Consider the following 13403-nt stretch of genomic DNA (forward strand, 5'->3'; position numbering starts at 1 on the left):
CAGACGGCCGCAGCGAGCTACAGCTAGAATTATTAACTCAATAAGCAAAGGTTATAGGCTTGGTATGGGCGTCCGAGAGATCGAGGTGTTCCGCGTTGTCATGACAACCGGCAGTACCAGTAAAGCGGCACATATGCTCGGGGTCTCGCAACCTGCGGTGAGTCAGGCCATACGGAAGCTTGAAACCGGAGCAGGTCTGCAGTTGTTCCAGCGCATCAGAGGCCGCTTGGTCCCCACTCAAGAAGCCCATGCGCTGATGATTGAAGTCGATCAATTCTTCGTCGGCTTCGAGGCGATCGAACATCGTTTGAAAAGCCTGAGTCAGTACGGTACGGGACGCTTGAGCATCGCGGTACATCCCGCGCTGGGAAACGCCTTCATGCCACGCGCGTTGGCGGCACACGACTTGGAGAGCCGGGACATCCGTGTCTCGTTGAGGATTCTGAGTTCGCGTGAAGTCCATCAGCAGGTGTCCACTGGGCAATGTGATTTCGGCTTGATGGCGGACGAGATGCCCGTTCATGGGTTGGAGCACTCAGCGTTTATGGACACGCCCGGCGTCATGGTGATGGCGCCCTCCCATGCCCTGGCAAATAAAGATCGGATCGAACCACTTGATCTGGAGAACGTGGATTTCCTCGCTCTCAATCCGGAGGACAGCAGCAGGCGGCGCCTGGAGGCGGCATTACTCGGAAGCTGCGTGAAGCCCAAGATTCGCGTCGAAACCCCCTATGCCCATACGATCTGTGAAATGGCGACGCATGGCATGGGCATTGGCTTCGTCAATCCCATCGCAGCGGTGGATTACCTGGGCAGAGGATTGGCCATCAGGCCGTTTGCGCTGGATGTGCCATTTTCCAGCATTCTGCTGTTTCGCCCGAACAATCCGTTAAGCGACACGGCGCGCCAATTGATACGCAGGATGCGGATTCAGCTGGAAAAGGATCTCAGACGACTGCAGCGCGCGATATCGGCAGTGGACGCAGGGCCCGGCGCCCGCTTTTCAACGCCTGAGCATCACTAGAAAAAACAGCCCGCCCAGTGCCGCCGTTGCAATGCCGATGGGCAAGTCTTCTGGTGCAATCAGCGTCCGCGCGGCGACGTCGACCCACACCAGGAACAAGGCACCAAGTAACGCTGCGACGGGTATCAGCCGCCGGTGTTCGGCGCCGACCAGCGCCCGGGCGACATGGGGCACCATCAGCCCGACGAACCCGATAGCGCCTGAAAGCGAGACCAATACGCCAGTCAGCAACGACGTGCAGATGAACGCCTGCAAGCGCAGACCCTTGCCGTTGAAACCGAGACTGACTGCCGTCTGCTCGCCACTCATCAGCGCATTCAGGCCGCGCGCCATGGCTAAAAGTGCAAAAAGGCCCGCAACGACGCAAATGCCGGGCAACCAAAGAACATCCCAACGTGCGCCACCCAGGCCGCCCAACATCCAAAAGACGACCGATGCCGCCGCGTGATGATCCCCTGTGAAAAGCAACAGATTGACCATCGCCATGAGCACGAAGGAGACGGCGACGCCCGCAAGCAAGAGCCGATCACTTTCGAGCTGGCCACGGCGGCGTGCGACGGCCAGTACGAGCAACATGCTGCCGAGGGCGCCCAGAAAAGCCGCGAGCGGAAGGCTGAAAACACCGGCGAACTCCCCTAGGTACAGCACGACGAGCACCGCACCGAACGCAGCGCCTGAACTGACGCCCAGTAGATGGGGATCGGCCAGCGGATTACGCGTTACCGCCTGCAGCGCTACCCCCACCATCGCCAGTCCCGCACCGACCAGGGCACCCAGAACCACGCGTGGTGCCCGTATCAACCAGACGATGTGTTCCTGGCTGCGGCTCCAGTCTTCCGGCATCGCGAAACCCAGGTGTTTGCCAACGATGCTCCACACGTAGGATTGCGGGATTACCGCGGGGCCGAATGCCAGCGCGCTGATGCAGGAAAGAACCAGGACGCAGACCAACCCGGCCAACAGCAAGCGAATTCCTAAGCGACCTCGAATGGGCATCAGCGAAGTGCGCCTTCGAACAGCGTCGGGTGGAAAGCTTTGGCGAGCTTTTCCGTCGCTAATGCATTCGCAACGGAAGGCGTCGCCTCCATGTACGTCAGCACGACGAAGCGTTGATCACGGATGGCCTGCACATCCTGTAGTGCCGGCTGTTGGAGTAGAAAATCTCGCTTCTGCTGCCATGTCAGCGGTCCATAGTCCACGATGGCGATGATCTGAGGATCGCGTTCCACGACGCTTTCCCAATTGACTTGGGTCCAGCTTGCGGCAACGTCGTCCATGATGTTGTGCCCGCCAGCGATATCGATGAGTGCCTGGGGCATGCCCAGCCGGCCGGAGGTGAAGGGGCGGTCCTCGCCGCTGTCGTACAGGAACACCCGAGGCCGGTCGTTCGCCCGCTTCACCGTTGCTTGGACTTTTTGAACGCGTCCCTTTATGTCACTCACCAATGCGTCGGCGGTAGGCTTGACGGAAAAGATAGCGCCCAAGGCACGCAGGTCACGATACAAGTCGTCCAGGCTCGCAGGCCGCCGCTGCTTCTGGACATGTGAGCAGGATTCAGTGAGTTCGTAGACTGGAATACCGAACGGTTGCAGTGTAGCCGGCGTCACTGCGCCACCGACGTGCATACCGTAGTTCCAGCCGGCAAAAAACAGGTCGATGTCCGCGTCCAGCAGCGTTTCCAGCGACGGGTAGCGTTTGGCGAGTTGCGGCACACCCGCCAGACTGTCGAGCACCCACCTTTCCCGAGGCTTGCTGTCGTCGAATCCGCTGTAACCTGCAATTCGATCGCGTAGTCCGAGCTTCAAGAGCATGCTGGCGAGGCTAGTGTCGTGCACCGCGACATGACGTGGCGCCCGATCGAATGTTACTTCGCGGTCGCAGCTGCGTACGGTTAACGGATAGTCGCTCGCCTGTGCGGGCAGTACGATCGAGGCCAGCAGGAGACCTGCCAGGAAATACTTCGTCATGGCTAAGTGATCCATGTCACGCGTGGATAGGCATGCAGCGGATGGCGGTCTACCAGGGCCTTCACACCAAATACTTGCTCAATCAGCTCGGCTGTCAGCACTTCGGCAGGTGTGCCCCTGGCGACTATTTCGCCCTCCGCGATGACGTAGATGCGATCGCAGAAAGCCGCTGCCAAATTCAGGTCATGAAAACTCGCCAGGATACTCAGGCCCAACCCTCGCAGGTGTCGCAAAAGCTCGAGCTGGTAGCGCGGGTCCAGATGATTGGTCGGCTCATCGAGGATGAGCAAACCGGGTTGCTGGACCAACGCACGCGCTAACAGCACACGCTGCTTTTCGCCGCCAGACAAGGTCGCGAACGCCTGGCCTGCGTAGGTGCTCAGGCCGACGTGCTCGAGGGCTTGGGCGACGTGTCGCGCATCTTCGGAGGTGTCGGCATCGAACAGCCCCTTGTGCGGGGCACGGCCCATGGCGACAACATCCTTTACCGTCAATCCAAACTCCTGGGGGAACTCCTGTAGCACGACTGCTATGCGTTGCGCGGACCAGCGCGCCGAGCGCTGCCAGAGGTCTTCGCCATCGAGGCACAAGTGACCGCGAGCTGGCGTCGTGGACCGGTATGCACAGCGCAGCAAGCTAGTCTTGCCGCTGCCATTGGGCCCAATGAGCCCCACGAATTCGCCTTCATTGACCTGTAAGCCAATGCCGCGGAGCAGCCAACGTGGCGCTCCGCGGCGCACTTCCACAGCCCAGGACAGGCCTTCGATGGATAGCGTCGACATTAAGGCCCTCCCTTCGCGCCGGTCGTTAGAAGCTGTAGTCGGCCGTGACGAAGAACGAGCGCGGCTCGCCGAGGTACCACTGCTGACCATTGTTGCTTGTGGTGGTCGCGTACTGACGGTCGAACAGATTATTGAGTTGCAGGCCAAGGGTTAGGTCGGGCTGTAGGTGCCAGTCGAAGTTCGCATCGACCACCGTATAGCTCGGCACGTTTACGGTGTTGGCGTTATCGGCATAGCGGCTATCCACGTAACGGGCGCCCGCACCTGCACTGAATCGCTCGGCGAAGTCCTTGCTCAACCAGAGATTGGCGGAGCGGCGCGGAACGTCAAAGGGTCGATTGCCTTTGTAATCGTTGCCGTTACCTTCGAACTCGTCGTATTCGGCGCGAACCCAAGACGCATTTGCCGAGAGCTGGACCTCATACGGAAGGCGCAGTTCGAGCGTGGCTTCGATGCCATCCGACGACTGCTGACCGATCTGCTGTTGCAGCGTCGGGTTTAGCGGATCAGTACTGAGCAGCTTCTTTTTGACGATGTGATAAGCCGCTAGGGTCCACTCGCCGTTGCCGTCGAGGAACTGCTGCTTGATCCCCAACTCCGTTTGCTTCGCCGTGCTTAGATCCCACACCTGCTGTGCAGCGGACAGCGTCAGCAAGTTGCTGACCCCTTCGGTACTGGTCGCATACTGACCGTAGAGCGATAGGTTGTCCGTCACCGCGAAGACCAATCCCGCCCGCCAATTGTTGCCAGTCAGGCTACGGTCACTACGGGAGTCATTGAGCAGGTCGTTGCGGTCGAGGTGCACCTGATCCCGACGCGCACCGGTAATGAGGGAGAGCTGCTCCGTCAGCGCAGTACGGTTTTCCGCGAACAAGGAGAACTGCCGGGCCTTATTGCCCTCGCGTGAGCGGTACGGATCGTTGCTCACGTACTCGCCGCCGCCTGAGCCTCCTAGCGGAACGACATCGCTGTAGGTATTGCCGAAATCGTGCTTTCGCGTGAAGCGAATACTGTTGTAGTCCGCACCGACAACCGTGCGGCTGTCCAGGCCGAACAGCGAGTGCTTGAGCGTGAACGTTTGCCGATCGCCGATCTGCTCCTGCGTGTGCTTGATACTGATGAAGTCGCTCCGCTCGACCAGATCGCCGGGCTGCCAGGTATAGGTTTCTGCGTTGCGCCAGCGGCGTTGGGTCTTGAGAAAATAGAGCTGATTGCTGGCACTCAGGTTGTCGTTGATCGTCCAGTCGCTGACGAGCCGCGTGGATTGATCGTTGTAGTGCACCGTTGCGTCTGCAACGTTGTAGTTGTTGTCGCGCAGGTGCTCACGGTAATGCCCGTCCACCAGCGGTGTACCGAAGTACTGCTGCGGTTCCTGGTCGCCGTAATCGTGACTGAGAGTAAAGCTCAGGTTCTCCGTCGGTTCCCAGCGTAGCGCAGCGCTGACCGCCAGGCTCTCGGCGTCGCCTCGATCGACCCAGCCGTTACTGGCTTGCCGATTGAGGTTGAGCCGGTAACTCAGGGTATCGGTGAGTGAACCACCACTATCCAGCGCTGCCTGGCGACGATCATCACTCCCGTAACCAAGCCGAATACGGTTGCGAATCTCCCCTTCGAATGGCTTCTTGGGCACGACGTTCACCACAGCGCCGGTCGCCCCTTCGCCGTACAAAACCGACGCAGGGCCACGAAGAATGTCGATACGGTCCACCGACCAGGTATCGACCGGAAACGTCACGGTGCCGGCTCCGACGTACAAACGGTTACCGTCGTAGAGCTGCATGGTCGAGCTATGGCCGGTGAACCCTCTCGCAGACAGCGCGGTGCCACCGTTGCCCGGCGTACCGATGAAGGTGATACCGGGCGAGCGAGTCACCGCCTCCTGAACGGTCGCATTGTTGCGCTTTTGGATCTGGTCGGAACCGATGCTGGTCACGCTCGCTGGCGTTTCCAGTGGCGTCAGGTTCAGCCGCGAGCCGGTCGTCGTTGGCGTGCGTAAGTCAGGTTGCCCCGCGTTTTCGGCAGCACTGGTGATTGCCGTAGAAGGAAGCGCCAGAGCTCCGTCGCTCTCAGCTGCATGCAGAGGCATGGCGAACAGCACGCAAGGCGCCAGGCTCGCGCGAAGAGGCTTGCCCGTCAGGGCATTCAAGAAGGTATTACGGGACATATCGTTCCACTCGAATGAGGAATGAAGAAATCCCGGAGGGAACAACGCATAGGGAATCACAGGCGCGACTTGCCCGCGGAGACCGGCCTGCGCCCGCCCACCGCGGGTTTGCCAAACAGGGTTTCGGGCCGGTCTCCGGGCTCACGAGGGTCACGACACCTTCGCCTTCCCATGCCGGAGCACAGTGGCGTACTGAAAGCGTCTCTCGTATACCGTTGCGGGGGCAGCGCCGGACTGACCACCTTCGTGGCGAACCGGCTTCCCGTTTAATCCCATGCGCGGCGGCATGGGACACCTGAAACTGGCGCGCATAGGAACACCGATACGACCGTTCGTCAATGCGCCGCCCGCGGCCGATCAGTTGCAGCCGATCAAGCGGTTGCAGGTCACGCGACCACGGGTGCCTTCCGAACTCGAAACCCGGCTGATGACGTTCCAGCCGATGCGCTGGCTGAAGCCGAACCAGGCCGCGCCCGAACTCGTCACGCCAGAGAGCAGTTGCTGCCGGCCATAGCGCGTACTCGCCTGCCCCCAGGATTGCCCACTGATGGCGTCGAACCCGCGCATGAGCGCGTCGCTCCCCTGCTGCACGATGCCGAAATGGTTTCCAAAGCGATCGGTGCAGTTCACCAACATGGCGCTGCGTGTGCATTTCATCGCATTGCCGGGCAGGACGAAGGCGGCTTGCGCGGGCAGCGCGCCTGCGCACAACGTCAACACCACTAAACGAGCCAGCCACATACTTTTCATGCACGCCTCTGCTGATGGATCGACCTTCGCGGGCTTGGCCGGCCGGAAATCCTTGCGACGCTAGCCTGGCACCACTACTCAGGGACATAGATCATGCGTCCGTCATTCAATCGATAGGTAATGCCGGCTTTCGCACCCTCGCCCTCTCCAATCTCACCACTGGCCTGATACTCCTTCAGCTCTTTGCCGTCCTTGACCAGCATGCGCATATTCGCCTCGCCTGGATTCTCCACGACGATAACGTTCTCGCTATTGAACGGATTCAGCGGGTTTTGCACGATCACGATCATCAGGATGCCGATCACTACCAGGAACAGATCGATGAGATTGACGACGGAAAGGATGGGATCATCTGCCTCGTCATGATCAAGAAAGCGCATCAGGCGGCATCCCTACCGCGCTCGACGTCGCGCAGCTCCTGCAACAGCCAGCGACGGCGAATCGTCAGGATGAAAAAAGTGATGCTCGCAGCAAGCAACGCCAATATCACTGCCGAGAACGCGACCACGAGATTTTCGCCAATGCCGGCAGCATCGTTACGCGTCAGCGCGAGCAGTGCGGGCCCCATGGGAATCATCGTGGCGACGAGACCGAGCATTGGTGCACTGCGCGAAGTGATACGCAGCCATTCAAGGCGGCGGAGAATCACCAGTTCGAGGTCGTCGCTCGTACCGCCATGTTGGTTTTGCCATGAACGAAGAACGGATCGATAAGTCCCGTTACGCCGCTGCCATCCTTCCGTCAAGAACGCACCCAGGGCGATGACGGCATACAGCAGCGCGATCAAGATGAGCGCTAATACCGGCGTGAGAAACACACTGGATAGCTGATAGAGCGTTGATTCCAAAACGTTCATTTAATGCGATTTCCTGAAGGTTCGAACATGACAGCCCGGCCGTTGCGCCGCCACTGGGCCACGGCGCCGAGGAGCAACGCGCACAGCAGCGCAAGAGCGGCCAGTACGATCGGCCATTGTTGGTGTGGGACTTCGGATGGCGCGGGGACTTCCCGGAGCACTTGACCGCTGACGGTATCCACACTGGATTCGGACGCGTCGTTGGCAGGCGTTGTGTCGTTCGTTGCGCCTTCACCTGCAGCCATTCCGAACCCCGCACTCATCTGCGCGATGAACGCTTGCGTGGTCGCGTTACCTGCATCCGCGCCCTTCTCTTCGGTCAGCGTCTGATAACGCGCGGCGAGCGACTGCCGTGTTTGCTCGTCCGCGTCCCAATACCCCTTTCGTACGGCCTCGGCCATGCGCTCTATCAGCTGTGCCTGCGCCGTCGGGTTATGAGCTTCGAACCATTCGTTGATACCGAGCGCGCGGCTATCCGCAATGAAGGTGTCATGCAACGCTTGCCATTGATCCGCGCACACCATGTGTCGGTCCATGGCTTGCCAGCCCCACAGATTATTGGTGACGTTCAAGATTTCCAGCGTGCCGGCATAACCCTCGTTCTGCATCGCGCCGATCCACTGCGGGTTGAGGTAACGGCTGCGCAGCTCTGCCGACAGGAAGCCTGCAGCGCCCTCGGTCTTGGGCGTGGCTTTGCGTAAATCGGCGATATAGAGCGACGGACTTTCCCCATCCAACCGGCGAATGGCGGAGGACAATCCACCGAGGTATTCGAATGCATGATCCGTGGAAAGCACGCCGTGCAGCTCAGATGAACGCGCCAGCACGGCGGCTTGCGTACCTCGCAGCTGTTCGGCGAAGAGATTCACCCCAGCTTGAGTTTCGCCCCACCCGTGGCGACCGTAGGCGTATTGCAAGCGATCCAGATATTGATCAGCCAATGCGCTATCGTCGTCCCATTCCGTCGAAGCACCTGCAAGCTGGGACACGCCCGTGCCGTAATCGCCCGGCGCGTTACTGAACAGCCGCAAACGGGACAACCGCTCCGCTTCATCCTTCGCCACGCCTTGCGCTTGCAGCGCTTCGGCTTGCGCCCGGCTATTGGCGGCAATCGCATTGTTTGGCTCATTGAGCACGGCCAGTTCATCGATGGCCTCGGCAAGCAGCCGCATGAACCCGTCGAACTGATCGCGGTAGACACTCGTTACCTGCACCACCACATCGATACGCGGGTGTTTCATCTCGCTTGCCGGGATGATCTCCAGGGCTTTAACCCGGCCACCCGCGTCCCAGACCGGACGCAACCCAAGCGCGTGAAGCACCTCGCTTTCCAGAATGCCAAGGTGGCGCATCGCCTCGGACGACCATAGGCTGAACGCAAGCTTGGTGGGTGCGACGCCATCGTGTTCGGAACGGTAGCGCTCCACCAATTGATCCAGGGCTTCGCCACCGGCCTCGTATGCCGCCCGCGTCGGCAGCTTGTCCGCTTCGAACGCATAGAGGTTGCGACCACTCGGCACATCCGGATTTCGCACGGGATCACCGCCCGGACCCGGCGCGACCAATCGACCGTCCAACCCGGCCAGTAATGACTCAAGCTCCTCAGGGTGTTCGAGGTTTGCGTAAGAGGTACGCGCTTTGGCTAACAGCTCGCGCAGTTCGGCAGAGTCGATCTCATCCAGCGGGCGCTCATTGCCCAGATAGTCGCGCAAGGTTCGATAGGCCGGGCTCGCTTTCAGCGCGTCGAGGTGCAACGCCAAGGGTTCGTCGCCGTCGATCCCCAATGCGGCCAGGTACGGTTTCCCCAATTGCTGTAACACGGTGACGCTTCGCAGCTCTTCCGCGGCGGGCTCACCAAAGGTATGCAGGCCCAGGGGCGCATTCGCAGCGGCGAGTCGATGGAGATGATCATGCACTGCAGCAAGGAAGCCTGCGAAGTCACTGCGGACCTCGGATCCAGTCCAGCCAACGTCCGCCATTAGGCCACTTCGCAGGGACAGCGCCTCGATACGCGCTTCAGTTGCCTGGCGCACGGCGCCCTCTTCTAGCTGTTCATGCTCATGAATGAGGGCGTGCAGGTCGCGCAGTTCGTCGTAAAGACCGGCGGGTGCGAATGGCGGTGTTTGATGGCTCACCGTCACTGCACGGCCACGACGGCGCGCCTGCATCGCTTCGCCAATGTTGTCCTGGATATAGGGGTAAAACGTCGGTACGTCACCCACGGCGAGAAATGGATAGTCATAGGCCCAGAGCCCCCGGTCTTTCCCCGGTAGCCATTCCTGCGTGCCATGGGTCCCGAAATGCACGAGCGCGTCCGCGCCGAAGCGTTCACGCAGATAAAAATAGGTGGCGAGATAACGGTGATCAGGTGGGACGTGTGTGTCGTGATAGTTCTCGCCAGGCCGTCCACCCCGTGGCGCTTGTGGCAACACCAATACATTGCCGAGCGAGAGCCGCGGGATGACAAAACTAACGATGTCACGGACGGTACGTAGCGAAGCCTCTTCGTCTGGTTGGCCCCAGCGCAGGAGGACGGGTTCTCGAACGCTTTGCGGCAGATGTTCAAACCACGCGGTGTAGCGCGACAATGGAAAGGCTTCAGCCAGATCGTCATGCAGCAACGTCTCCAGCGTTTCCGGACGATAGAAACCCGCAAGCAACCGTTGGCCGCCGTCGATGAAGAACGCCTCGTCATGCGCCTCAGCGCCATAGCCGGCATCTTTCAGTGCTCTCGATAAATGAGCCAGGCTGCGTGGAATATTCAGGTTCGACGCCGCGATGTTTCGCTCGCCGCCGGGATGATTCCAGAACATCACCGCGATACGCTTTTCGGCTTCCGGCTTATGCCGTAAACGCGCTAGCCGCTCAGCTTTACCCAGCAGCGCATCGACCTGTTCTTCTATCGGAGCCGGTTCGCCATTTTCCACCGCAGCGATGACCAAAGGGTCCACCATGCCCCAGCTTTCAGGCAGGGCCATCAGCGAGACCGCGCTACGCTGCGCAATGCCTGTACTGCCCGCACGCCATGCATCGCGGCTGCCCTCGCGCGACGTGAATGCCTGCAGGACAGGAATATCGAGCGCTTCCAGCTCAACCTTTCGCGCCGCGCCATTCTGCATATGCTGAAGATTGACAAGTACGTCGACATCAGCGGGTTTCAACATGCGCTGGAGGGCATCGCTCAGCGCATCGTCGAACCAAAACACCAGCGGTAGCATGCCGCGAGCCTCGGTCTTGCGAATCAGATCGTCAACGAGCTGCAATTGCCCGTCGACGATGCTTCCTCGATGGATCGCGAATGCTACCCGCGCGGCATCTTGAGGCCAGCGTCCGCTGCCCCAGCGCAGGTAGGCCTCAGGATCCGTGAAGTTGCCCGGCGCATCCGGATGGTAGATTCCGCTTTCCGCTAGTGTTTCGGGCTGCGGAATGCTGGATGTCGCGAGGCCCGAACGCCAATTCCGCAGATAGGCAAACAGATGACGCCCATTGCGCTCCCCACCATTGGCGTAATAACCGATCAGCTGCCGTGCGACGCCAGCCGGAAGATTGCCAAACGCTGGCGGGCCGCCGCCCACCCGTATCCAGGGGCTGGTAATGGTTTCGAGTAAGTCGCCCAGGGCGTTGGTCACGCGGGTGACGTCCGATGGACGCGGCGTGTCGAGAATCAGTAGGTCAGCCTCAGACAGCTGAATCGTCGCAGAGGGCGTCACCTGCTGCGTGTCGAGCGCCGCACCACTGTCTTGCGCCCACGCGCGTAGCTTTTCGAACTTGCCGCTCAGCACAAACTCGCTCGCAACGATGCGCACTTGAATGTCGTTGGCGCTGGCTGTACCGGAAAACACCAGTACAGAAAAAGCCATCAGCCACCTGCAGATCATCAGAAACTCAACGCGACGCCGACGTGATAGGTACGTCCCGGTTCGGCGTACACGTAGTTTTCCGAACGGTCAGCAAGGCGCTCGTCACCCAGGTTTTCGATCCCGCCGCGTAGCGTGAGATTTGGCGTCAATCGCTGGCTGGCTTCGAAATGCCACAGGCTATATGCCGGCAGCCGATAGCCCGAAGCGCCGCTATAGCTCAGTTGGCTGCCGACATACTCCCCGCGGACTTGCGCTTCGAAGGCCTCGTTGGGCTGCCATTTCAACGCGGTGTTAGCGAGGTGGCGGGAGCGGTCGCCTAGGCGCCGGTCGTTGCTCCGATCGATCGCGTCGAGGTAGGTGTAGTTGAGGCTTACATTCAGGTTGGCAGGCAGGTCCAGGTCTCCACCTAGCTCGAGCCCGCGGATACGTGCCTTATCGACGTTGTCGTAATTGCGAACCTCAGTACCGAAGCGGCCGCAGTTGCTCACACAGACAGTTTGAATCAATCCCCGCACGTTGTTCTGGAAGACGCCAGCGTTCAACGACCAGCCCTCGCCTGCATAGTCGGCACTGAATTCGTACGTCGTGTTGATTTCTGGCTCGAGATCCGGGTTGCCGTAGATGGTAAAACGTCCGCCTCCGCCAATTGCCGCATACCCTGGCGCAAGCTGTTTGAGCGTGGGTGCTTTGAATCCTCGGCCGACGCCGCCTTTGAAGGTCAAGCGCTCGGAGGCATGGTGGACCAGGTAGGCACGCGGGCTTTTTTGCCAGCCGTAGGCATCGTGATGGTCGAAGCGGCTTCCCAGCACCAACGACCAATCCGGGCTGAACGTCAGCTCATCCTGTAAGAACACTGCACGGTGAATGGCGCGATCGTCGCCGCCTACAAAACCGCCGTCTTCAAGCTCTTCACGCCGCCACTCTCCCCCCAGCGTGAACAAGTGCATGTCCCCCATAGGCACGCCAACACTGCCATCGACGATATCGTCAGTCAGTGTTTGTCGTGGTGATGTGGGCACTACGCCATTGGTGTAGCGATTACGCCTTTCGAGCGTGTTGCGGTAGGCGCGCAGGCTGCTGGTGCCCCATGTCCAGTCACCGCTATGGGCAATGGAGAATCGCTCGCGCTCGATACGATCCTGCGACTCATACTCGACCGGTATACGCCCCCCGGAGCGCGTATTGCGCCAGCGATCTTCTTTGCCTGAACCATAGGACAGGTCGATACGTTGGGCGGTATCCGGCGTCCAGCTCAAGGTGGCCGTGCCGCTGTGCACGTCGCGTCCCTCAATCTCTGAAATGGCCGGATCATCATCGTCGGCGGTCGCTTGGCGACGCCGCGTTTCACCGGTCAGCGAAAGGCTTAGACGGTCCTGTACGAGCGGCCCTGAGAGGTAAGCCCCGAGCTGATGCGTCTGGCCGCCATTACCGCCCTCGGTTACACCGCCATTGGCATTCAGGCTGCCACGCCATTCATCCGTAGCTTTGCGCGTAATCACGTTGACGACGCCGCCCAACGCTTCTGAACCGTATAGCGATGACATCGGCCCTCGAACGACTTCGATCCGCTCGATCGCCTCAACCGGGACCCAGCCGAGATCGAAATCCGCATGGGCGATCGCGCCCGCGGCGGTATTGATCCGCTGGCCGTCCACCAGAATCAACGTGTGATCCGCATTCATGCCGCGGATACTCACGCCCCGCCGCGTCATCCCTACGCCGGTGAACTGCAAACCCGGCGTTCCACGTAGCGCGTCTTCCAGGTCCTGCACAGGTCGTTGCGCGAGATCATCGCGACCTATGACGGTGACGCTCGCTGGCGCATCCCGGTAGGCACGTTCAGTGGCCGTAGCGGTGACGACCACGGACTCTAGGTCTAAAGGCGCTTCTTCGGCACCAGCAGAGAGCGCAATAAACGCAAAGGGAGAAAGCAGGCCGGCGTAAAGCGAACGGCCACGGCATCTTGCCTGAAACATTACAGCTCCGAGGATGTCTGACAG

At 60.3% G+C, this 13403-nt stretch carries 10 protein-coding genes and 1 riboswitch; of the genes, 1 reads left to right on the forward strand and 9 read right to left on the reverse strand.

All coding sequences use genetic code 11. The features are described from left to right. The first annotated feature begins 64 nt into the window (after positions 1-64). Positions 65-1024: a LysR substrate-binding domain-containing protein gene (locus IEY47_RS05780; RefSeq protein ID WP_188982199.1), complete on the forward strand. Its 960-nt coding sequence runs from the start codon at positions 65-67 to the stop codon at positions 1022-1024. Here IEY47_RS05780 and IEY47_RS05785 read toward each other — a convergent pair. From IEY47_RS05785 to IEY47_RS05825, 9 genes are all read right to left on the reverse strand, one after another. Further along, on the reverse strand, positions 1004-2020 hold the full coding sequence (locus tag IEY47_RS05785; RefSeq protein WP_188982200.1) for a FecCD family ABC transporter permease: 1017 nt from the start codon (positions 2018-2020) through the stop codon (positions 1004-1006). The genes IEY47_RS05780 and IEY47_RS05785 overlap by 21 nt on opposite strands. Further along, a complete protein-coding gene (locus tag IEY47_RS05790) occupies positions 2020-2991 on the reverse strand; it encodes an ABC transporter substrate-binding protein (protein ID WP_188982201.1) in 972 nt (323 codons plus the stop codon). The genes IEY47_RS05785 and IEY47_RS05790 overlap by 1 nt, the downstream gene beginning before the upstream one ends. 2 nt (positions 2992-2993) lie before the next feature. Next, positions 2994-3773: an ABC transporter ATP-binding protein gene (locus IEY47_RS05795; protein ID WP_188982202.1), complete on the reverse strand. Its 780-nt coding sequence runs from the start codon at positions 3771-3773 to the stop codon at positions 2994-2996. 25 nt (positions 3774-3798) lie between these two features. Next, positions 3799-5937: a TonB-dependent receptor gene (locus IEY47_RS05800; RefSeq protein ID WP_188982203.1), complete on the reverse strand. Its 2139-nt coding sequence runs from the start codon at positions 5935-5937 to the stop codon at positions 3799-3801. A 109-nt stretch (positions 5938-6046) separates the two neighbouring features. After that, positions 6047-6251: riboswitch (cobalamin riboswitch) on the reverse strand. A 43-nt stretch (positions 6252-6294) separates the two neighbouring features. Further along, a complete protein-coding gene (locus IEY47_RS05805; RefSeq protein ID WP_229779240.1) occupies positions 6295-6687 on the reverse strand; it encodes a hypothetical protein in 393 nt (130 codons plus the stop codon). 74 nt (positions 6688-6761) lie between these two features. Continuing rightward, the gene (locus IEY47_RS05810; RefSeq protein WP_188982204.1) at positions 6762-7067 is read right to left on the reverse strand and encodes a DUF2149 domain-containing protein; all 306 of its coding nucleotides are present in this window, start codon (positions 7065-7067) and stop codon (positions 6762-6764) included. Continuing rightward, on the reverse strand, positions 7067-7543 hold the full coding sequence (locus IEY47_RS05815; protein WP_188982205.1) for a MotA/TolQ/ExbB proton channel family protein: 477 nt from the start codon (positions 7541-7543) through the stop codon (positions 7067-7069). The genes IEY47_RS05810 and IEY47_RS05815 overlap by 1 nt, the downstream gene beginning before the upstream one ends. Further along, on the reverse strand, positions 7540-11418 hold the full coding sequence (gene cobN / locus IEY47_RS05820) for a cobaltochelatase subunit CobN (protein WP_373293523.1): 3879 nt from the start codon (positions 11416-11418) through the stop codon (positions 7540-7542). The genes IEY47_RS05815 and cobN overlap by 4 nt, the downstream gene beginning before the upstream one ends. Before the next feature lie 2 nt (positions 11419-11420). After that, on the reverse strand, positions 11421-13379 hold the full coding sequence (locus tag IEY47_RS05825) for a TonB-dependent receptor domain-containing protein (protein WP_188982207.1): 1959 nt from the start codon (positions 13377-13379) through the stop codon (positions 11421-11423). Positions 13380-13403: the final 24 nt, after the last annotated feature.

It is taken from the genome of Pseudomonas matsuisoli (genome assembly GCF_014647635.1).
In the GTDB taxonomy this organism is placed as follows: domain Bacteria; phylum Pseudomonadota; class Gammaproteobacteria; order Pseudomonadales; family Pseudomonadaceae; genus Pseudomonas_P; species Pseudomonas_P matsuisoli.

What these genes read in the sequence shown, in the direction of transcription:
- IEY47_RS05780 (WP_188982199.1), top strand. Translation starts at nt 65, where the DNA reads ATGGGCGTCCGAGAGATCGAGGTGTTCCGCGTTGTCATGACAACCGGC.
- IEY47_RS05785 (WP_188982200.1), bottom strand. Translation starts at nt 2,020, where the DNA reads ATGCCCATTCGAGGTCGCTTAGGAATTCGCTTGCTGTTGGCCGGGTTG.
- IEY47_RS05790 (WP_188982201.1), bottom strand. Translation starts at nt 2,991, where the DNA reads ATGACGAAGTATTTCCTGGCAGGTCTCCTGCTGGCCTCGATCGTACTG.
- IEY47_RS05795 (WP_188982202.1), bottom strand. Translation starts at nt 3,773, where the DNA reads ATGTCGACGCTATCCATCGAAGGCCTGTCCTGGGCTGTGGAAGTGCGC.
- IEY47_RS05800 (WP_188982203.1), bottom strand. Translation starts at nt 5,937, where the DNA reads ATGTCCCGTAATACCTTCTTGAATGCCCTGACGGGCAAGCCTCTTCGC.
- IEY47_RS05805 (WP_229779240.1), bottom strand. Translation starts at nt 6,687, where the DNA reads ATGAAAAGTATGTGGCTGGCTCGTTTAGTGGTGTTGACGTTGTGCGCA.
- IEY47_RS05810 (WP_188982204.1), bottom strand. Translation starts at nt 7,067, where the DNA reads ATGCGCTTTCTTGATCATGACGAGGCAGATGATCCCATCCTTTCCGTC.
- IEY47_RS05815 (WP_188982205.1), bottom strand. Translation starts at nt 7,543, where the DNA reads ATGAACGTTTTGGAATCAACGCTCTATCAGCTATCCAGTGTGTTTCTC.
- IEY47_RS05825 (WP_188982207.1), bottom strand. Translation starts at nt 13,379, where the DNA reads ATGTTTCAGGCAAGATGCCGTGGCCGTTCGCTTTACGCCGGCCTGCTT.